Genomic DNA, 19,716 nt, shown 5'->3' with positions numbered 1-19,716 from the left:
GCGACATCAGCCGGCGTGGCGCGCCGCAGCGAGCCTAGCCCGAGGCTAGGACAACTCCCGGAGGCCCCGCGCGACCCGCCGCGCGGCAGCCCTCGGACGTGAGCCAGGAAACAGTCCGGCGGTGATCACGGGACCACGCGGAGACACCGTCGTCGGTACGCTCAGCCATGCCCGCGGTTGGTGCGCCTGGGTGGTGGGGAGGCTGTCGGGGTGGACGAGACGGCACGCGACGCCCTGCGACGCCCCCTCGGCACCCGGGCCCGGCGGTGGTTGCTCGCCGGCACCCTGCTGGCCGGGCTGCTGGCCGCCGTGGCGTTGACCGCGGCGGCGGCTCCCGCCGACCGGACGTTCGCCGCGCTCTCGGACCTGGTCCAGAGCCTGATGTCGGTGGTGACGCCGCTCTTCGGCATCCTGCTGGTGCGCGACCCGCGCCGAGCTGCCGACCAGGTCCGGGTCCTGCCCACCGTGCTCGCGGTGGGAGTGCCGGCGGTCGTCATCGGTGTTGTCGGTGTGCTGGTCTGCGCCGCGACACTGGCCCTCGCCCCGGCCGACATCGCCGACGACGCGTGGCGGTACGCGGGCACCATCGCGGTGGGCAGCGTGTTGGTGCAGATCGTCGCCGGCCTGGTGGGCACCGGGCTGGGCCTGCTGCTGCGCCCGGCGGTTGTCGCGTTCCTCGCCACGATCGTCCTGCCGCTCGGCCTGTTCGCGCTGCTGAGCGGCGTGGAGTCCGCACAGCCGTGGCTGACCCCGTACGGCAGCGCCCGCAACCTGCTCTCCGGTGACATGAGCCTGCCGCGTTGGGTCCAGTGGCTCTCGGTGCTGGCGCTCTGGGGTGTCGGGTTGAACGCCGTGGGCGCGGCCGTGCTGCGTCGGCGCGGCGCTCCGGCCGGTCGCTAGCTCCGCGCGCCGGTAGCCGTTGGCTGAGCCCGGTCCGCCCCGGGCGCGGGTCAGCGTGGGCGGCCAACCCGCGTGTCCTTCATCGAACGAATCGGTTACCGGCCATTGACGCCTGTCGCACCGGGGTGATCTGATCGCGCTCTCAGAGAATCTTTCATCTTTCGATGGATGGGGGCCCCATGCCCAGGTTCCGGCGTACCGCGCTCGCCGCGGGACTGACGATCGCCCTGGCCGCGCTGTCGACCACCGTCGCGCTGCCCGTACCCGCGTCCGCCGCGCTGCCCACCGCGGCGGTGGCGCTCGGGGACAGCTTCATCAGCGGCGAGGGCGCCGGGGCGTACACCCCGGTGGTCGACGCCAGCGGGGTCACCCAGGGCTTCCCGGGTTGGACGGCCCCGAACAACAACGCGTTCTTCTGCCACCGTTCGGCGAACGCCTCGCTCAACCAGGCCAACCTGCCGGGCATCCAGAACCGGTTCAACCTGGCCTGCTCCGGCGGCCAGCCCTACGACATCGCCAACGCCTCGCAGTCGCGCGCCAAGGGTCGCACTGTGGCGTCGCAGCTCGACCAGCTCCGCGCCGTCGCGCAGACCCAGGACATCGACCTGGTGCTGATCGGCCTCGGCTCCAACAACAGCTCGTTCACCTTCGGCAACGTCGCGGAGACGTGCGCCAACCGGTTCATCGCCGACGCCTGGACCGGCTGGTGGGAGTTCTGGGCGTACCTGAACGGGCCGGTGGAGCAGAAGCCGTGCAGCGACGCCGACCTGGCCACCGCCGCGCAGCTCAGCGCCGCGACCGCGGAGACCACCGCTGCGGTACGCCAGTTGCTGACCACCCTCGACCAGGTGGACGCGGACGGGCAGCACCGGGTGGTGTTCCAGGACTACACGAACCCGCTGCCGCTGGACCTCAACCAGCAGTTCCACGAGGAGGACGGTCGGGACGACACCCGGGACAAGTTCCGCGACCTGGGCGCCGAGCGGTACGCGGCCGGCTGCCCGATCCACCGGGCCAGCCTGGCCCCGGGGCACCGCTTCTCACAGGGCCTGGGGGCTCTCGTGAAGTCCGCCCGGGACACCCTGGCCGCCGAGTTCCCCGGCGACGACCTGGTCTACCTGAACGTGCAGCAGGCCTTCAACGGCGCCCGGCTGTGTGAGCAGACGACCAGCCCGGCGGGTGCGCTGGCCACCCCGATCCGGCTCCAGGACGGCGCGAACGGCACCTTCGTCACCAGCCTCTCCGGCAAGGACAAGATCGCGATCCAGCGGATCGCCAACACCTGCGTCAGCTACTTCCAGACCTGCCAGGAGTCCTGGCACCCGAACGCGACCGGGCACCAGGTGCTCGGCCAGTGCCTCACCGGGGCGGCCGCCACCAGCGCCCGGTCGGTGAACTGCGTCCGGGCCGGCAACGGGACGATCACCGTCTCCTGACCCGGTTCAGCACCCGGAGGGCTCCGCCGCCGCGGGGCCCTCCGTCGCGTCCGACCAGCTGCGGCTACCTGTCGGTAGCGTCGGGCCGTAGGCTGGGCCGGTGAACGGGGAACCGGAGTACGCGCAGGAGTTCGTCGATGTCGACGGCGGTCGGCTGGGTGTGCAGGTCTACCCGGAGCCGCCCGGCGCGGCGGGCGCGCCGGTGGTGGTGATCTGGCCCGCGATGGGGGTCCGCGCCCGTTACTACCGGCCCTTCGCCGCCGGGCTGCGCGCGGCCGGGTTGGCAGTGGTCGTGGCCGACCTGCGCGGCACCGGGACGAGCACCCCGGCGCCGAGCCGGGCCGACCGGTACGGCTACGCCGAACTGGCCGACGACGTCGGCGCGGTGCTGGCCGCGCTCAAGCCACGGCTGGACGGACGCACCCGGCTGCTGCTCGGTCACTCGCTCGGCGGGCAGGCCGCCCTGCTGCACCTCGCCCTGCACAGCGACGCCGAGGTGGACGGGCTCGCGCTGGTGGCGGTCAGCGTGCCGTACTGGCGCAGCTACCCCGGCCGACGTGGCCTCGGCGTGCTGCCGTACACCCAGGGGATCGCCGCCACCGCGGCGCTGCTCGGGGTCTGGCCCGGCTGGGGCTTCGGCGGCCGGCAGGCGCGCGGCGTCATCCGCGACTGGGCGTACACCGCGCGGACCGGCCGGTTCCCCCGGCTGAACGGGTCGGACACCGAGGCGGCGGTACGCGCGGTGCGGACGCCGGTGCTGGCCATCAGTGTGGACGACGACCAGTACACCCCGCACGAGACCATGGACCACCTCTGCGCCAAGCTCGACAGCGCCCCGGTGACCCGGGAACGGTACACAGTGGCCCAGGCCGGCGGCCCGCTGGACCACTTCACCTGGGTACGGGCGAGCAGCCCACTGGCCCGGCGGCTCGCCGGATTCGCCGGCGACCTGCCGCCCCGCTGAGCCGTACCGGCCGGTTCACTCGTCCTGGTCCAGCGGCACCAGGTCACCGTCGCGCTCCACCTGGATCTCCGCGTGCTCCTTGCGGGGCGCCACCTCCGCGGTGTTGCGGTGCGGGTCGTTGTCGGGGTGCATGAGCACCGCGTCGGTTTTCGGGGTCTTCTCCCGGCTCTCGTCCGGCTGTGACATCACGTTTCCCTCTCGTCGGCGTCGCTCGTCTCTACCCGCCACCGGGCGAACGACTCCTACTGGAGACCCGGTGACCAGGAACGTCCCCCGGCTGCCCGTCCGGCCCGGATCGGGCCCGTCCGGGGCGGGGTTAACCGCCCGAGCGGCGGGTAAGCCGCACCGCCCGACACGGCGGAAGGGGATCACATGTCCGAACGGCACACCGCACTGCGCTCGATGCACGATCTGGGCCTGGCGGCCTGGTTTGGCGGCTCCCTCATGGGTGCCTTCGGCGTCAACGGCGCAGCGGCGAAAATCAGCGACTCGACCCAGCGGCTCCCGGCCGCCTCGGCCGGTTGGTCCAAATGGACCCCGGTCAACGCGGCCGCGATCGGCGCCCATCTGGCCGGCGCGGTCGGCGAGTTGGTGACCGAGAGCCCACGGGTGGCGGCACAGTCCGGCGTCGGCCGGGCCAGCGCCATCAAGACCGCCTTGACCATCGGCGCGCTGGCGGTGACCGGCTACAGCCGACTGGTCGGCATGCGGCTGGAGAAGGCGGGTGGGCCGTCGGTGAGCGGCGCCACCGAACCGAACCACCAGACCCCGGCCAGCGTGGCCTCCTCGCAACGGCAGATGAAACTGCTCCAGTGGGCCATCCCGGCGCTGACCGGAACCCTGGTGGTGGTCACCGCGTACATGAGTGAGCAGCAGAAGCCGGGGCAGGTGTTCCGGGGGATGCTCGGCCGAACCGGCGGCCTGAAGGGTGCCTCGAAGACCATGATCAAGATGGCGGGGATGAGCAACGGCAAGCGCCCGATGGCGATGGCCGGACGCTGAACGCCGGGTCGCCGGCGTCCCGCCGCCACCTCGACGGCGGGGCGCTGGCCGACCCTGCGCGGCCCGGCCCGAGGACAGCACCGCGTCCGCCGGTCACGGCGGGGCACGGCACCACGTCCGCCAAGAACGGCGGACCGACGAGCGGGGTGGCCATGACCGCACACGAGGGACGCAGCGGGAACAACGACCGGCTGGAGCCGGAGGCGGTCCAGCCGTGGGGCACCGGCGACGGCTTCGACGCCGACGCGCCCTGGGGCGCGGACCCGGACTCACCGATGGACGAGGGCAGCGAGGAGACCGCGGTGCCGGAGGGACGGCGCGGCGAGCGGCGAGCGGGCGCCCCGGCGCGGCGGTCGGACCCGGCGGGACGGCACGGCTTCGGTCCGGTCGAGCCCACCCGCCCGACGATGGCCGGACCGGGTGCCCACCCGACCCGGCACCCAGCGGCCGGACCTTCCCCGACGACGCGGACATCGGCGAATCGACCCAGGACGCGCTCCGCAGCCGGGGACGCCGCTCCTGACCGGCCCGCCGCGCCAGGCGCGCGACCGTCAGCCGGTCGACGTGGCCCGCACCGGGACAGCCCGGTCGACGATCATCGTCTCGGCGAGCAGTTGGGCCAGTCGGGTGGCGTCGCGCTGGGCCTGCCCGGCGCAGCAGTTGTTGAACAGCACGTGCAGCTCGTCGGGTCGACCGGCGAACTCGGCCAGCAGCCCGGCCCAGTGCCGAAGCTCGTCCTCGGGGTAGGCGTACCGGAACTTCTCCTGCTTGTCGCCGTCACCCCAGGCGTCGCTGTGGCCGTGGAACCGGACGATCGCCGGCTCCGCCGTGCCGGCCAGGATCGGCGGCACCGACGACGGATGTCCCTGCGGCATGTCGACGCAGACCAGGGACAGGTCGTGGGCGCGCAGCAGGTCCAGGGTCTGCGTCGCGGCGCCGTCGTCGAACCAGGAGCCGTGCCGCAGCTCCACGCCGACCCGCCACGGCTGGCAGCGCCGCGCCAGCTCGACGATCCGGCGTTCGGCGGCCGGGCTGCGCACCAGCCAGGGCGGGAACTGCAACATCACCACACCCAGTTTGCCGGCCGCCGCGATCGGGTCGAGCGCCGCGCGGAACCGGGCCCACAGCTCGTCGTACGCCTGCTCGGGCAGGTCGCGGCGGCGGACCCGGCTCGAACCGCCGGTCGGTCGCAGGTCCCTCGGTAGCGCGGCGACCGGCGTCGGATGACCGGTGAAGAGGCGGAACGCCTTGACGTCGAAGGTGAAGTCGTCCGGGGTGGCGTCCACCCAGCCCTGCGTGGTCTCCTGGACCGGGACGGCGTAGTAGGACGTGTCCACTTCGACCAGCGGGAACCGGCCGGCGTAGAAGCCCAGCCGGCGGGCTGGCGTGCTGGCAGAGCGCGGGTACCACCCGGAACGCAGCAGTGACTGGTCCGCCCAGGACGACGTGCCCACCTTAATCACACCCATGGTATTCAGTGGACCGCCATCACCGCCGATCGGCAACCGCTGGCGGACCTGTGACACGGCGTCGGGTAGCCCGGAAGTGTCGGTGCCTCGTCCTACGGTGGCAGTGAGTGGACGTCGACGAAAGGGTGCCAGATGACCAGCACGCAGCAGCTCACCGGTGAGCGGGCCGATCTCCTCCAGACCCTGCGCCGGCACCGGGGTTTCCTGTTGCAGACCGTCGACGGGCTCACCGACGAGCAGGCGGCCGCCCGTCCGACCGTCAGCGCGCTCTGCCTCGGCGGGCTCGTCAAGCACGTGGCCAACGTCGAACACCGCTGGATGCTCTTCGCGACCGGCGGCGCGGAGGCGATGGAGCGCGAGCCGATCGACTGGGTCGGTCAGTTCCAGATGGCGCCGGGCGAGACCCTGGCCGGGTTGGTCGATCGGTTCCAGCAGGTGGCCGGCGAGACCGACGAGCTGATCGCCACCCTCGACCTGGACACCTCGCACCCGCTGCCGCAGGCGCCGTGGTTCGAGCCGGGGGCGAGCTGGACGGTCCGCCGGGTGATGCTGCACCTGATCGCCGAGACGTCCCAGCACGCCGGGCACGCCGACATCCTGCGGGAGTCGATCGACGGTTCCCGGACGATGGGCTGACCCCGGCGGGCACGGTCGGCGCAGCGGGTCGCCCGTGCCCCGCCCGGCGGACCTCAGCGCAGCCGGGGGTGGCGCCTGCCCTCGGTGGTCCGATCCCTGGCGTAGGCGTCGGAGTGGCCCCAGCGGCCCGGGATGTCCAGCAGCTCCAGCCGACCGAACCCCTCGGGCACGGCCGGGTTCACCAGCAGGTTGTCGCCGGTGGGTTGCAACCCCATCGTGGTGCACAACAGCATGAGCAGCGCGCCGGACGACCACGCCTGTGGCCGACCGGCGCCCGGCAACTGCACCGGATACTTCGTCTGGCTGCGCTCGTGACCGGCGATCGCCTCCGGCACGGCCCCACCGAGCGTCTGCGCCAGGTCGAAGATGCCGGCCACGATCGTGGCCGCCTGCGTGTCGAAGCGGTAACGGCGCAGCCCGGCGGCGATCAGCGCGTTGTCCGCCGGCCACACCGCGCCCAGGTGCGCGCCCATCGGGTTGTACGCGCGCTGCCCGACGGCGAAGGTGCGTACCCCCCAACCACTGAACAACCGCGGCCCGACCAGGTGCTCGGCGACCGCCTCCGCGCGGTCGTCCGGGACGATCCCGCTCCACAGCAGATGCCCCATGTTGGAGGCCAGCGCGTCGACCGGCGCACCGTACGGGTCCAGCGCCAACGCGTAGTACTCCTGGTCCGGCAGCCAGAAGTCCCGGTTGAAGCGGTCCTTCAGCGCTTCGGCTTCCCGCTCCAGCCGGTCGGCGTACGCCGGGTCGCCCCAGAACTCCCGGGCCAGCCGGGCCCCGCTCCGCTTCGCGTCGTACGCGTAGCCCTGCAACTCACAGGTGGCGCGGGGAAAGGCCGGTTGCCGGTCGTCGGCACTGGTGATCCCGTCCGGGGAGTCCTTCCAGCACTGGTTGATCGCGCCGTTGCGCTCGTTGCGGCGCTGGTAGCGCACGTAGCCGTCCCCGGTCAGGTCGCCGTACTCGTCGATCCAGTCCAACGCCATCCGGGCCGGGTGGCGCAGCTCGCGCACCAGGTCCGCGTCACCGGACCAGCGCTCGTACCGGTCGAGCAGGACGACGAAGAGCGGCGTGGTGTCCGCCGAGCCGTAGTACAGCGCCGCGCCCCGGTCGCCGAACGCCCCGGACTCGCCGTAGCGGAGGTGGGCCAGGATCTTGCCCGGCTCCTCGTCCAGATCGTCGTCGAGCTGGCTGCCCTGCATGAGGGCCAGCATCCGTAGCGTCGCGGGAGCCAGCTCGGGGGTGAACGCCAGTGTCTGCAGCGACGTGATGATGCTGTGCCGTCCGCACAGCCACATCGTCCACGGCAGACCGGCGATCGGCACTCGGGCGTCGTACGACAACGGCTGGTACCGCAGTGCCGCCAGGTCGGCCAGGCTGCCCCGGTACATCTCTTCCAGCCCGCCGCGTTCGGCCACCAGTTGCGGCGCCCGGTCCATCCAGCCGGCCAGGTCCTCGCGCATCCCGGTACGCACGGCCCGCTGGTGGGACTCCAGGGAGGCGCGGACGTCCTGCCCGTCCGTACCGCCCATGGTCATGGCGATGTGCAGGTCGGTCTCCCATTTCCCCTCGGGGGCGACCCGGATCCGGAACGTCATTCCCCCCTCGTCCACCTCGACCGGAACCGTGCTCCGCACGGTGGTCTGGCGGACGAACCGCTGCCGCTGGTAGCGGAGCACGAGCTGCTGGTTCGCCGAGTCGGCGGTGACCTTGACGGCCCGCTGGCGCAGCCGTCCGATCTCGGCGATGTCGGTGAAGTCGCTGGCCATCTCCACCCGTACGGTGAACTCGACGGGCTGGGACGAGTGGTTGAGCACCTGGATGTTCTCGTGCAGGCAGTCGTGGACCGAGCGGTGCCGGATGATCGACACGTCGGCGTCGACGTAGTGGCTGGCCGCGCCGGGGACCAGGACGAAGCGGGTCTCGAAGTACGTCAAGTCGTCGCGGGAGAGTGCGTTGATCCGTTCGCCGTCGATCCTGAGCACCCAGTGCGACAGGAAGCGGGTGTCGTACCCGAAGAGACCGACCGGGGCCCGCTCGTCGGCCTCGATGTCGCCCTGGGCGTCGCTGATCGCGAACACGTTGCCGGCGATCACGTGGAGCAGTTCCTGCCTCACGGCCGCTCCTCCCGAGCCCTCACCGCGCTCCGCTCCGATGCCTGGACGCCCGCCGCACTCCGCTCCGATGCCTGGACGTCCGCCGCGCTCCGGTCGGAGGCCCGGGCGGCCGTGGCGGCTCGGCCCAGTTCGCGCGGATGACGGGCGCCGGCCGGCCTGGCGAAGAGTCGCCGTAGCAGCATCAGCAGTCGCATGTTGCCCTGCACTGCCAGCTCGTTGCGCAGCAGAGCCGCGCCCGGATGCAGCTCACCGTTGACCATCCGGTCGAACACCCACCGCTCCGCACGGATCACCAGCTCGGCGTCGTCGGCCGACCGCGCCACCCGGACGTGCTGGTCGGCGATGGTCAGATACCAGTGGTCGGTGCAGCCGTCGCCGCGGACGTCCAGCCGCACTGTCCCGGCGGTGGTCTCCGGCAGGTCGGGGCGCCGGCCGGCGTCCAGCTCTCGCAGGTACTGCTCCGCCGTCACGCCCATCAGGTCCCCTCCCCACGGTTTCCCGCAGGATCACAGGCGTCGGGGTGAGCGCACGTCACCCGGAACGGGTGAGCGGCCTTCCGGGGGGCGCGATGACGTCGTCCCGGGTGGTCAGCCGGCCTTGAGCAGACCGCGCACGAAGGCGGCCTGGCCCACGTGTTGCAGGTCGTCCTCGACGATGCTGACCAACCGGACACCGAGGGTCACCGGCGGATCCCAACCCTCGTCGACCACCCGGTCCAGGTCGGCCGGGCGCAGGCCGGTCAGGAACGTTCCGGTACGCGCCGCGACCGCCTCGTAGTAGTCGATCAGCGCCTGCGCGCTCTCCGGCCGCACCTGGGCGACCTGCGCCGGCGAGTGCCCGTAGCCCGTGTTGTCGGGGTCGGCGGTGAGGGCGAACCGGCCCGCCCAGTCGCCGCTCACCCAGATCTGCTCGGCGTCGAGCAGATCGGCGACGTGATGGTCCTGCACCCGGGTGAGGTGCCAGACCAGCCAACCGATCGAGTTGATGCCCGGCTCGGGCGCCCAGCGCAGCTGCTCCGGGCCCAGGCCGTCCACCGCCGCGCGGACCAGGTCGGGCAGTCGGTCGTACGCCTCGGTCAGCAGGTCACTCACGTCCACGGGACACGCCTCCTGGTCGGTTTCCGCTCAGATACCGCTGGCAGCCGGCGATCAAACCTGGACCGCTACGGTGATCAAATGGTCGCGGCGGTGGAGTTGTACCTGGACCCGGACGCCACCCGTCGGATCCGGGTGCTCTGGGACGCCCTGGAGGCCGAGGGCGTGCAGAGCATGCGCTCGCTGCTGGAGCAGCGGCACCGTCCGCACGTCTCGCTCGCGGTGGCGCCCCGCTTCGACCCGGAACAGGTCGCCGCGGCGCTGCACGGCACTGTGGTGGCCGCTCCGCTGCGGCTGGACTTCCAGCACGCCGGCCAGTTCGTCGGTCGGGTGCTCTGGCTCGGCCCGGCACCCACCCCGGAGTTGCTGGCGCACCACCGGCTGGTGCACGACCGGCTCACCGCGGTCGGCGTCCCTCTCGCCGAGCACTACCAGCCGGGCCGCTGGGTGCCGCACTGCACGCTCTCCATGCGGGTGCCGAACGCGCTGATGGCCGCCGCGGTTCGCCGGTGCCTGGAGGTGTTGCCGCTGGCCGCGACCGTGGTCGGGGCGGCGCTCACCGACCACGCGCGCGGCATCGCCCATCCTCTGCCCTGAGCCCGCCGCGATGGGCCCGGCCCGAACGGTCCGCGCACATCGAGGCGGAATGTCCGGTTTGGCGGGCGGGAGTCGGAAACTTGAAAACCAGGGGTGCGAATCTGGCCGGGCGTGGGATGGTTCGAGTGGCTGCCGTACCAATGGCGAGTCGCCCACCCGCGGTTCGCCCGGCCGGTGGCGCGGGTTCACGCCGCGCCGCCCACGGCGGCGTCGACGAGGAGAGGCAGGGCCCATGCAGGCTCAGCGCAGGCCGCCGCGTACAGAGCGGCGGCAGACCCGGGACGACCGGACCGGCGGCGGCATGACCGGGGCAGCCACGCCACTGACGATCTGGGCGGCCGCCGTGCTGCTCGGCCGGATCAGCGCCGGCGACGACGACGTCGAGGACGAACGGCACATCCTGCGCGGCATAGAGTGACTCCCGGCGGCGCGACTCAGAGCCAACCGCGTCGCTTGAAGATCACATAGAGGCTGCCGCAGACCAACAGCATCAGCAGCAACGCGAACAGATAGCCGAAGCGCCAGCGCAGCTCCGGCATGTGTACGAAGTTCATCCCGTACACCGTGCCGATGAGCGTGGGCGCGAAGAGGATCGCCGCCCAGGACGAGACCTTCTTCAGCTCCTCGTTCTGCGCGTAGCTGGCCGCGGTGAGGCTGCGCATCTCCTCGTTCTGCTGCTGCGAGACGAGGGTGGCGTTGACGGTGAGGATGTTCTGCAACAGGTGCCGGAAGCCGTCCACCCGCTCGACCACCTGGGTCAGGTGGTCGGTCACGTCGCGCAGGTAGCGGCGCAGTTCCTCGTCCCCGCTGGCGCTGCCCGCGCCGCCGGCCAACGCGTCGAGCACGCTGAGCAGGGGGCGGGCGGCCCGCTGGAACTGGATGACCTCCCGACTGAGGCCGTAGATGCGCCGGCTGGCGTTCGGGTCGCCGCCGAACACCTGGGTCTCGATCTCGTCGATGTCGTTCTCCAGCCCCGCCACCACCGGCGCGTACCCGTCGACGACCTGGTCGAGGATCGCGTACAGGACCGCCTCCGGGCCCCGGGCGAGCACCTGGGCCTCGGTCTCCATCCGCCGTCGCACGGCGGCCAGATCCGGCGCCTCACCGTGCCGGACGGTGACCACGAAGCCCGGCCCGATGAACAGGTGCAGCTCGGAGAACTCGACCTCCTCCCGAAGGTCGTCGTAGCGGGCGGCGCGGAGCACCACGAACAGGGTGTGCCCGTACCGTTCCAGCTTGGGCCGCTGGTGGGCGTTGATCGCGTCCTCGACCGCCAGGTCGTGTAGCCGAAACTCCCGGGCCAACGAGGTGATCTGGTCGATGCCCGGCCGGTACAACCCGATCCAGGCCATCGCGCCGTCCTGCTCCTGCAGGCAGCGGTACGTCTCGGCGAGGCCGGCCGGCGAGGCGAACCGGTGCCCTCGGAGGTAGACCGCGCTGTCCACCAGACCGCCGTGGGGGGCGGCGGGCGACTCGGTCGACGGCGGCACGCCGACACTGGTTTCGTACTCGTCGAGCTGGCGACCGAAGCCACCACCCGGGCGGAAGCGACGGCCGCCGACCATGCCCTGTCCCCTCCCCCGGTGCCGTCCGGTCCAGCCCGGGGCGCTGCTTCCCCAGTGTCCCGGGACCGAAACCCACCGTGGCGTCGGCTGGGTTCCGTGCACCGGCGGACGGGGACGGCTCGACGGGCGGATACTCACTGTGACCGTGGGCGGGATGACGGGGGACGCGCCGGTGGAGGTCGACAAACGCGCCGGCCGGTTGCGGGGGTGGTTGCTCGACGCCGGCTCGGACCAGGCCGTGCAGCACCCGGGGCCGCACGGCCGTCCGCCGGAGCACCGGCACCACCCGTGGTGGAAGGTGATGTGCCTGACCGGTGTCGACTACTTCTCCACGTTGGGTTACCAGCCGGGCATCGCGGCGCTGGCCGCCGGGGCGCTCTCGCCGGTGGCGACCCTGGTGCTGGTGCTGGTGACCCTGCTGGGGGCGCTGCCGGTCTACCGGCGGGTGGCGGTGGAGAGCCCGCACGGTGAGGGCTCCATCGCGATGCTGGTACGCCTGCTGAGCTACTGGCCGGGCAAGCTGCTGGTGCTGGTGCTGCTCGGCTTCGTGGCCACCGACTTCATCATCACCATCACCCTCTCGGCCGCCGACGCGACGGCGCACATCGACGAGAACCCGTTCTGGCCGAGCGGGCTCAAGGGGCACGAGGTGCTGGTCACGCTGCTGCTCGTGGCGCTGCTGGGCGCGGTGTTCCTCAAGGGATTCACCGAGGCGATCGGGATCGCCGTCGTCCTGGTAGCGATCTACCTGACGCTGAACGCGGTGGTGGTGGCCGACGCGCTGTGGCGGGTGGCGACGCACCCGAGCGCGGTCGGCGACTGGACCACCATGCTCACCACCGGGCACGGCGATCCGTGGCTGGTGGTCGGGCTGTCGCTGCTGGTCTTTCCGAAGCTGGCGTTGGGTCTGTCCGGCTTCGAGACCGGGGTGGCGGTCATGCCGAGCGTACGGGGCGACCCGCAGGACTCGGAGGCACGTCCGCTGGGCCGGATCCGTGGCGCGCGCCGACTGCTCACCACCGCAGCGCTGATCATGAGCGTCTTCCTGATCACCAGCAGCGTGACGACCACCGTGCTCATTCCGCCGGCGGCGTTCCAGCCGGGTGGGCCGGCGAACGGGCGGGCGCTGGCCTACCTGGCGCACGCCCATCTCGGCGAGGTGTTCGGCACCGTCTACGACCTGTCCACCATCGGAATCCTCTGGTTCGCGGGGGCATCGGCGATGGCTGGTCTGCTCAATCTCGTGCCGCGCTACCTGCCGCGCTACGGCATGGCGCCGGCCTGGGCGCGAGCCGTCCGGCCGCTGGTGCTGGTCTTCACCGCCGTGGCGTTCCTGATCACGATCGTCTTCGAGGCCAGCGTGGACGCGCAGGGCGGCGCGTACGCCACCGGGGTGTTGGTGTTGATCACCTCGGCCGCGACGGCGGTGACGCTCGCGGCGCTCCGGCAGCGTCAGCGGGGCCGCACCATCGCGTTCGGGATCATCACGGTGATCTTCGTCTACACCGCGCTGGCGAACGTGGTGGAGCGCCCGAGCGGCGTCAAGATCGCGGCCTGTTTCATCGGCGGGATCATCCTGGTGTCGGTGCTGTCCCGGCTGCTGCGGGCCTACGAGCTGCGCGTCGACCACGTCGAGCTGGACCCGGCCGCGGTCCGGATGATCGACGAACGAGCGGGGCGGAGGATCCGCCTCATCGCGCACGAGCCCGACCGGCACGACGAGGCGGAGTATTGCGCCAAGCTGGCGCAGACGACGGCGGACAACGACTTCCCTGACGACAGCGACGTCATCTTCGTCGAGGTCACTGTCACCGACCCGTCCGACTTCGAGACCGGACTGCTGGTCCGTGGCAGCGTGGTCGACGGCCGCTTCCCGGTGCTCAGTCTGGCCAGCTCGTCGGTGCCCACCGCGCTCGCCGCCCTGCTGCTGGAGATCCGCGACCGCAGCCGTCGGCGCCCGCACATCTACTTCGAGTGGTCCGAGGGCGGCCCGGTCCGCAACTTCCTGCGGTACCTGGCGTTCGGACAGGGCGCCATCGCCTCGGTGACCCGGGAGATCCTGCGCCGCCAGGAGCCCGACCGGCACCGTCGACCGCACGTGCACGCCGGCTGACCTGCGAGCGGGCGGCTCGTCGCGGACGGTGAGCGTGGTCATAACGACTGGACGACCCGCCCGCTCCTGCTGCTAGCCTCGGCGCAGGTCATGAGTGCCAGCGCGAAGCCCCGGCTCGCTGGCCGGCAACCCTCCTCCGCGGTGGGGTGCCCCGGGTGAAGACCAGGCACCGGCAGGACGTCGGTGCAAGCGTGGCCTGGCACCCAGGTCAGCACAGACCCGGGAGAACCATGCGTATCCTCAGCACCGCCCCACCGACCGACGTCGCGGCTGTCCGCGCTGGTCGGCCCGAGCCGGCACTGACCCGGCGGCGGCACGTGGACATGATGCGAATGTGCAGCGCCGCCTGTCGTCGCGGCAGCACGCACTAGCGCACCCCTTCTCGAACCCCTTCCAGCGGCACGCCCATCGGGCGCGCCGTCGATGGCGCACGCCCCGTGCGCCCCCGGATACCACCCTTCGGAGGCACCCGTGCGATTCCTTCCTGCCCTGACCCGCGTCGCCGCCCTGGGCGCGGCCACGACTCTCGCCGCCACCGCCCTCACCGGCTGCGGCGACGACAGTTCGTCCGACGCCACCGCCAACTTGTACGGGCTGGGGCAGCCGGGCGTGCTGCGCGCCGGCACGCTCACCGACGCCCCGCCGAACGTGTACCTCAAGGACGGCAGGTTCACCGGCTTCGACAACGACCTGCTGACCGCCGTGGCCGGCAAACTCGGCCTCACTGTCGAGTTCGTCGGCACCGACTTCTCCGCGCTGCTCTCCCAGGTCAACAACCACAAGTTCGACGTCGGCAGCTCCTCGATCACCATCACCGAGGCGCGCAAGAAGACCGTCGACTTCGGCAACGGCTACGACTTCGGCTACTTCGGACTGGACGTGCCGGCCGGTTCCCCGATCACCAGCTTCGACCAGCTCGCCGGCAAGCGGGTCGTGGTGGTGCAGGGCACCGTCCAGGACGACTACGCCACCGGCAAGCAGCTCAACCCGGTGCGGGTGCCGGACTACAACGGCGCGATCAACCAGCTCAGGGCGGGCACCGCCGACGCGTGGATCGCCCCGGCCGAGATCGGCGAGAAGTCGGCCGCCGACAGCAACGGCAAGATCACCGTGGCGGCCAAGCAGCTCAGCCCGGCACCGACCGCGTACGCCGTCGCCAAGGGCGGCGACAAGCTGCGCGAGGCGCTGAACAAGGGCCTCGACGAGGTCATCGCGGACGGCACCTGGAGCCGGTTGCAGGCGCAGTACTACCCGGGCCGGCCGATTCCGGCGGACTTCACGCCGGGCAGCGGAGCCGCGCCGGTCCCGTCCGCGTCGGGTGCGCCGTCGGCGTCGGCTGCGCCAACGGGGCCGTCGGCGTCCGCGTCGACCGCGTCCTGAACCGGTGACGAGCGAGCGGGGCGGTAGGAGAGGCGACCGATGGATCCGTTGAGCACCCTGTGGGAGACGTTCTTCGACGCCGACGCGATGCGCGAGGCGCTGCCCGAGATGCTGACCGTCGGGTTGCCCAACACGCTGATCCTGGCGGTCTCCGCCGCCCTGCTCGGCTCGGTGCTGGGCCTGCTGTTGGCCGTCGCCGGGATCTCCCGCAGCCGGTGGTTGCGCTGGCCGGCGCGGGTCTACACCGACGTGTTCCGAGGGCTGCCGGCGGCCGCGACGATCCTGCTGATCGGCGTCGGGCTGGCCCCGCTGGGCATGCGGGTGTGGGGGCCGGACCCCTACCCGTTGGGCATCCTGGCGCTGTCGCTCATCGCCGCCGCGTACCTCGGGGAGATCTTCCGCGCCGGCATCCAGTCGGTGGAGGCGGCCCAGTTGGAGGGCGCCCGCGCGCTCGGTTTCTCCTGGGCCGACGCGATGCGGCTGGTGATCATTCCGCAGGGCATCCGGCGGGTGCTGCCGGCCTGGGTGAACCAGCTCATCGCGCTGATCAAGGACTCCAGCCTGGTCTACTTCCTCGGCCTGGTGGCCAGCCAGCGGGAGCTGTTCCGGATCGGGCAGGACTACGCGGCCACCACCGGCAACGAGTCGGCGCTGCTGCTGGCGGGGCTCTTCTATCTGGCGCTGACCGTTCCGCTGACGCACGTCGTCAACTGGATCGACAGTCGGCTGCGCAACGGCCGGCCGCGACCGCGCCGACGGACGAGGACGCTGACGACGACCTCGCGTCGGCGCCGCCCGCCACGACGGAAGGAAACCGGCGATGAGCACCGACCCGACCACCTCGGTCAGCCTCGACGTACGCGACGTGCACCTCGCCTTCGGACCGAACCGGGTGCTGCGCGGCGTCGACCTCACCGTGCCCCGGGGCGCGACGGCCTGCGTGATCGGCCCGTCCGGGTCCGGCAAGTCCACCCTGCTGCGCACCATCAACCGGCTGATCGAGCCGGACCGGGGCGACGTGCTGCTGGACGGGCGCAGCGTACTGGGCGACGACCCGGACGCCCTGCGGCAGCGGGTGGGCATGGTCTTCCAGCAGTTCAACCTCTTCCCGCACATGAGCGTGCTGCGCAACGTCACCCTCGCGCTGCGCCGGCTGCGCGGGCTCGGCGAGGACGAGGCGGACGCTGTCGCCCGCGCCACCTGGAGCTGGTGGGGCTGGCCGGCAAGGCGGACTCCCGGCCGGCGCAGCTCTCCGGCGGTCAGCAGCAGCGGGTGGCGATCGCCCGGGCGCTCGCGCTGCGGCCCGAGGTGATGCTCTTCGACGAGGCCACCTCGGCGCTCGACCCGGAGCTGGTCAAGGGCGTGCTCACGGTGATGGCCGAGCTGTCCGCCGCGGGGATGACCATGCTGGTGGTCACCCACGAGATGGGGTTCGCCCGGCAGGTCGCCGACACCGTCGCCTTCATGGACCGGGGGGTGGTGCTGGAGGCCGGCCCACCCGAGCTGATCTTCGAGCGGGCCGAGCATCCCCGACTGCGCCGGTTCCTCGACCAGGTGCTCTGAGCCACGCCCGGCGCAGGTCACTCGTTGGGACCACGTCCCAGTAGTCGGATCTCCTCGTTGTCCAGCGCGGCCTGGAGTTCCTGGAGCACGAGGTCGTCGATCTCCCGGTTGTCGCGCAGCCGGGTCACCTCCCGGCGCTTGTGGGCGAGGACGCGCAGGCGCAACTGGCGTTCCAGGCGGCGCTCCTCGCCGGTGCTCCCCCCGCTCTCGTCGAGGTCCGCCAGATGCCGCTGGTACTCGGCCCGGAGCCGATGGACCGTCTCCTCCTGCGCGCCGACCTCGGTGGCGACCTGGGGCAGGGCGGCCAGGCCCGCCTCGGCGGCCCGCCGCCGGGCATGCCGGGCCTCGTCGACGCGTTCGGGGTCGCCGCTCAGCCTCGCCCAGCGCACCACCACCGGCAGGGTGGTGCCCTGGAGCAGCATGATGAGCACGATCACCAGCGCGGTGACGAAAATGATCAGATCACGCTCGATCACCGGTCGACCGTCCACCGCCATCGTCGGGACGGCCAGGGCCGCGGCGAGCGACACCGCCCCCCGGAAACCGGACCAGCCGGCGACGGTTCCCACCCGCCACCCCGACGGGCCCTGGCCGGGGTCCATGATCCGGCGTCGCCGCAGCCTGGCGACCTGCGAGGTCAGGTAGACGAAGAACAGCCGGGTGCAGATGACGACGAGCGTGACCACCAGAACGATGAGCAGCGCCCGCCGCGGCGAGGTGCTGGTGATGTTCCGTACCGCCCGGGGGATCTGCGTGCCGAGCAGGACGAACAAGCCGCCGTTGATCAGGAAGGTGGACAGGTCCCAGAACGCGTACGCCAGCACCCGGGACCGGGCCCGAATCACCCGTGGGCCGGCGTAGGAGAGCACCAGACCGGCGACCACCACCGCCAGTACCCCGCTGGCGTGCACCGCGTCCGCGAGCAGGAACGCCGCGAAGGGGGTGAGCACGCTGAGGCCGCCCTCGCGCAGCGGATCGTCCAGCCGCTTGCGGATCAGCACCACAAGGGCCCCGACCAGCAGACCGGCGAGCACACCGCCGGCGCTGGCCCCGACGAACTCCTCGCCGATGCGCAGCGCGCCCGGGTCCGCGCTGTGGGTGAGCAGTCCCACGGCCACCGCGAAGATCACCAGCGCGGTGCCGTCGTTGATCAGGCTCTCCGCGTGCAGCGTGGTGAGGAGCTTGCGGGGCAGCCGCTTGGCCAGCCCGGTGACCGCCGCGGCGTCGGTCGCGCGAGCACCGCGCCGAGCACCCAGGCCGCCGCGGGGTTCACCCCGAACGCCTGGGCGGTGAACGAGACCGTGACCATGGTGAGCACCACCAGCACCACGGCGAGCAGCCCGATCACCGGAAGGTTGGCCCGGATCTCGCGCAGGCTGATGGTGAGGCTCTCCCGGTACAGGATCGCGGGCAGGAAGATCAGCAGGACCAGCTCCGGTTCCAGCGTGATCCCGGACAGCGGCGGCACCAGCCCGAGCAGCACCCCGAAGGCGATGAGCAGGACCGGCGGGGCGACCCGGTACCGACCGCCGAGAGTGGTGCCCACCAGGACGGTGGCGCCCAGCACCACGATCAGGACGAGCACCTCCACGCGTACCCCCTCGCACCGTGGCCGACGGCGGACGCGCCGGTGCTTCCATCTGACCTCACCCGCCCGCCGGTTCCGGCGGAAATCGGCAAGTCGTGCGGCGACGGTCAGGTGGCGACGGCGCGGGCGGTGACCGCCCGGGCCGTACGGCGGTGCCGGGTGGACTCCTCGGCACGGCCGAGCGCACCGGCCAGGTCGGCGAGGTGCCCGGCCACCGGACCGGCGGTGAGCACCCCGCTGCCGCGGCCATCTCGTCGACGGCCGGCAGCAGCTCGGCCTGGACCCGGGCCATGGTGGCCCGGTCGTCGAGCGCCCACGCGGCGCGGCCGACGAGGCAGAGCCGGACCTCGCGCAGCAGGTCGTGCGGGCCTTCGGGGACAGTCCGCAGGGCGGCTGCGGCGGCGTCGGGGTCACCGGCGGCGAGCAGCAGCAGCGGCCGGACCCACGGCTCGTGCGGCCCCCAGTCCAGATCCGCCCAGTCCACCGCCGCCGGTCCGGGGATCGGCCGGTCACCGCCGATGGTGTCGGCCAGCCACAGCCCGATCAGCGCGAGCGGAAGCAGCCCCCGGGTCAGCCCCGGCATGCCCTCGGCACCGAGCTGACCGTCGGCCGCCCGGTACGCGTCCGCCGCCGCGGCCGAGTCGCCGTCCAGCGCCAGGCGTAGCGCGGCGTACCAGCGGGTGAAGACACCGACCAACGGCAGCTCGTACCGGTGCGCCAGGCGGTCGGCGGCGCGCGCGTGCGCGTCGGCGCCGGGCCGGTCGGCCAGCGCGCAGTTGGCCTGGACCAGCACGAGGTGACCGAGCACCTCGAACGTCGCCAGCTGGTGCCGGGCGGCCAGGTCGACCAGGTCGGCGCCGATCCGGGCCCGGGCACCGGCCAGCCCGACGCGGTCGAAGGCGTGCATGAAGCGGGCGTTGAGCGCGAAGGCCACCAGCCCGGGGTCGTCGAGACTCCGGGCGATCGTCTCGGCTTCCTCCGCCGCGCGCCGGCCCCGATCGGTGGTGCTGCCGCGCAACTCCAACGCGAGGGTGCTCAGCAGCCGGCTACGCTGCGCCGGGTCGCTCCGGCCGAGAGCCGTCAGGGCGTGCTCGGCGGCGCGGACGATGTGCGCGGAGAGCGACTCGTCGTCGTTGCGCGGCCAGCTGGCCGGCACGTCGAAGCCCGCCAGCACCTCCCCGATCAGCCGGGCGTCGCCGACGGACTCGGCCGCGGTGATCGCCTCGGCGCGCCGCCGCCGCGCCTCGGCCAGCCGACCCGTCACGGCCAGCGCGCGCCCCAGACCGAGCAGC

Annotated in this window: 15 protein-coding genes, 4 pseudogenes and 1 riboswitch; of the genes and pseudogenes, 11 read left to right on the top strand and 8 right to left on the bottom strand. The window is 72.4% G+C overall.

The features are described 5' to 3' along the window. The first annotated feature begins 210 nt into the window (after positions 1-210). From JM949_RS15410 to JM949_RS15400, 3 genes are all read left to right on the top strand, one after another. Positions 211-900 (top strand): hypothetical protein, encoded by a 690-nt coding sequence (locus tag JM949_RS15410; RefSeq protein WP_203149165.1) that lies wholly within the window; start codon positions 211-213, stop codon positions 898-900. 179 nt (positions 901-1,079) lie between these two features. Continuing rightward, positions 1,080-2,336: an SGNH/GDSL hydrolase family protein gene (locus tag JM949_RS15405; RefSeq protein WP_203149164.1), complete on the top strand. Its 1,257-nt coding sequence runs from the start codon at positions 1,080-1,082 to the stop codon at positions 2,334-2,336. Between the two features lie 100 nt (positions 2,337-2,436). Continuing rightward, positions 2,437-3,300, top strand: a complete 864-nt coding sequence (locus JM949_RS15400; RefSeq protein ID WP_203149163.1) for an alpha/beta hydrolase family protein — start codon at positions 2,437-2,439, stop codon at positions 3,298-3,300. 15 nt (positions 3,301-3,315) lie between these two features. Here JM949_RS15400 and JM949_RS15395 read toward each other — a convergent pair whose 3' ends face one another. Then, positions 3,316-3,486 (bottom strand): hypothetical protein, encoded by a 171-nt coding sequence (locus JM949_RS15395; protein ID WP_203149162.1) that lies wholly within the window; start codon positions 3,484-3,486, stop codon positions 3,316-3,318. Between the two features lie 186 nt (positions 3,487-3,672). Between JM949_RS15395 and JM949_RS15390 the strand changes: the two genes are divergently transcribed. After that, entirely contained in the window at positions 3,673-4,302 is a 630-nt protein-coding gene (locus JM949_RS15390; protein WP_203149161.1) for a hypothetical protein, read from the top strand. Between the two features lie 551 nt (positions 4,303-4,853). Here JM949_RS15390 and JM949_RS15385 read toward each other — a convergent pair. After that, positions 4,854-5,771 (bottom strand): DUF72 domain-containing protein, encoded by a 918-nt coding sequence (locus tag JM949_RS15385; protein ID WP_203149160.1) that lies wholly within the window; start codon positions 5,769-5,771, stop codon positions 4,854-4,856. A 132-nt stretch (positions 5,772-5,903) separates the two neighbouring features. Here JM949_RS15385 and JM949_RS15380 point away from each other — a divergent pair, with 132 nt between their 5' ends. Beyond that, positions 5,904-6,407, top strand: coding sequence for a DinB family protein (locus JM949_RS15380; protein WP_203149159.1), 504 nt, complete (start codon positions 5,904-5,906; stop codon positions 6,405-6,407). 53 nt (positions 6,408-6,460) lie between these two features. On the opposite strand, the gene JM949_RS15375 is transcribed toward JM949_RS15380, so the two are convergent. From JM949_RS15375 to JM949_RS15365, 3 genes are all read right to left on the bottom strand, one after another. Beyond that, positions 6,461-8,524 carry an amylo-alpha-1,6-glucosidase gene (locus JM949_RS15375; RefSeq protein WP_203149158.1) on the bottom strand — a complete coding sequence of 688 codons (2,064 nt, stop codon included), beginning with the start codon at positions 8,522-8,524 and terminating at the stop codon, positions 6,461-6,463. Then, positions 8,521-9,000, bottom strand: a complete 480-nt coding sequence (locus JM949_RS15370) for an SCP2 sterol-binding domain-containing protein (protein WP_203149157.1) — start codon at positions 8,998-9,000, stop codon at positions 8,521-8,523. Before JM949_RS15370 ends, JM949_RS15375 begins: the two co-directional genes overlap by 4 nt. A 111-nt stretch (positions 9,001-9,111) precedes the next feature. Continuing rightward, the gene (locus JM949_RS15365) at positions 9,112-9,621 is read right to left on the bottom strand and encodes a mycothiol transferase (protein WP_203149156.1); all 510 of its coding nucleotides are present in this window, start codon (positions 9,619-9,621) and stop codon (positions 9,112-9,114) included. Positions 9,622-9,699: 78 nt separating this feature from the next. On the opposite strand from JM949_RS15365, the gene JM949_RS15360 reads away from it, so the two are divergent. Further along, positions 9,700-10,215: a 2'-5' RNA ligase family protein gene (locus JM949_RS15360; RefSeq protein WP_203149155.1), complete on the top strand. Its 516-nt coding sequence runs from the start codon at positions 9,700-9,702 to the stop codon at positions 10,213-10,215. A 232-nt stretch (positions 10,216-10,447) separates the two neighbouring features. Then, a complete protein-coding gene (locus JM949_RS15355) occupies positions 10,448-10,633 on the top strand; it encodes a hypothetical protein (RefSeq protein ID WP_203149154.1) in 186 nt (61 codons plus the stop codon). 16 nt (positions 10,634-10,649) lie between these two features. On the opposite strand, the gene corA is transcribed toward JM949_RS15355, so the two are convergent. After that, positions 10,650-11,780, bottom strand: coding sequence for a magnesium/cobalt transporter CorA (corA, locus tag JM949_RS15350; RefSeq protein WP_203149153.1), 1,131 nt, complete (start codon positions 11,778-11,780; stop codon positions 10,650-10,652). Positions 11,781-11,934: 154 nt separating this feature from the next. Between corA and JM949_RS15345 the strand changes: the two genes are divergently transcribed. The 4 genes and pseudogenes from JM949_RS15345 (at position 11,935) to JM949_RS15330 (ending at position 16,836) form a co-directional block, all read left to right on the top strand. Next, a complete protein-coding gene (locus JM949_RS15345) occupies positions 11,935-13,893 on the top strand; it encodes an amino acid transporter (RefSeq protein ID WP_203149152.1) in 1,959 nt (652 codons plus the stop codon). Positions 13,894-13,979: 86 nt separating this feature from the next. Beyond that, a riboswitch (SAM riboswitch) is annotated at positions 13,980-14,091 on the top strand. A 273-nt stretch (positions 14,092-14,364) separates the two neighbouring features. Beyond that, positions 14,365-15,273, top strand: coding sequence for an ABC transporter substrate-binding protein (locus JM949_RS15340; RefSeq protein WP_203149151.1), 909 nt, complete (start codon positions 14,365-14,367; stop codon positions 15,271-15,273). Between the two features lie 39 nt (positions 15,274-15,312). Then, positions 15,313-15,945 (top strand): annotated as a pseudogene (locus JM949_RS15335) (amino acid ABC transporter permease); the annotation flags it as partial. A 148-nt stretch (positions 15,946-16,093) separates the two neighbouring features. After that, positions 16,094-16,836: pseudogene (locus JM949_RS15330) on the top strand (amino acid ABC transporter ATP-binding protein). A 17-nt stretch (positions 16,837-16,853) separates the two neighbouring features. Here the strand turns inward: JM949_RS15330 and JM949_RS15325 are convergent. Both JM949_RS15325 and JM949_RS15320 read right to left on the bottom strand, forming a co-directional pair. Continuing rightward, a pseudogene (locus tag JM949_RS15325) lies at positions 16,854-18,382 on the bottom strand (Na+/H+ antiporter). A gap of 100 nt (positions 18,383-18,482) precedes the next feature. Further along, positions 18,483-19,716 (bottom strand): annotated as a pseudogene (locus tag JM949_RS15320) (hypothetical protein); the annotation flags it as partial.

The organism is Micromonospora tarensis (assembly GCF_016803395.1).
In the GTDB taxonomy this organism is placed as follows: Bacteria; Actinomycetota; Actinomycetes; order Mycobacteriales; family Micromonosporaceae; genus Micromonospora; species Micromonospora tarensis.
The sequence above is the reverse complement of the archived record's forward strand: the minus strand, read 5'-3'. Positions and strand labels throughout refer to the sequence as shown.

Bases quoted from the DNA above. Each gene is read 5' to 3' on its own strand.
- JM949_RS15405 (WP_203149164.1), top strand. From the start codon at position 1,080: ATGCCCAGGTTCCGGCGTACCGCGCTCGCCGCGGGACTGACGATCGCC.
- JM949_RS15395 (WP_203149162.1), bottom strand. From the start codon at position 3,486: ATGTCACAGCCGGACGAGAGCCGGGAGAAGACCCCGAAAACCGACGCG.
- JM949_RS15390 (WP_203149161.1), top strand. From the start codon at position 3,673: ATGTCCGAACGGCACACCGCACTGCGCTCGATGCACGATCTGGGCCTG.
- JM949_RS15385 (WP_203149160.1), bottom strand. From the start codon at position 5,771: ATGGGTGTGATTAAGGTGGGCACGTCGTCCTGGGCGGACCAGTCACTG.
- JM949_RS15380 (WP_203149159.1), top strand. From the start codon at position 5,904: ATGACCAGCACGCAGCAGCTCACCGGTGAGCGGGCCGATCTCCTCCAG.
- JM949_RS15370 (WP_203149157.1), bottom strand. From the start codon at position 9,000: ATGGGCGTGACGGCGGAGCAGTACCTGCGAGAGCTGGACGCCGGCCGG.
- JM949_RS15360 (WP_203149155.1), top strand. From the start codon at position 9,700: ATGGTCGCGGCGGTGGAGTTGTACCTGGACCCGGACGCCACCCGTCGG.
- JM949_RS15355 (WP_203149154.1), top strand. From the start codon at position 10,448: ATGCAGGCTCAGCGCAGGCCGCCGCGTACAGAGCGGCGGCAGACCCGG.
- corA (WP_203149153.1), bottom strand. From the start codon at position 11,780: ATGGTCGGCGGCCGTCGCTTCCGCCCGGGTGGTGGCTTCGGTCGCCAG.
- JM949_RS15345 (WP_203149152.1), top strand. From the start codon at position 11,935: ATGACGGGGGACGCGCCGGTGGAGGTCGACAAACGCGCCGGCCGGTTG.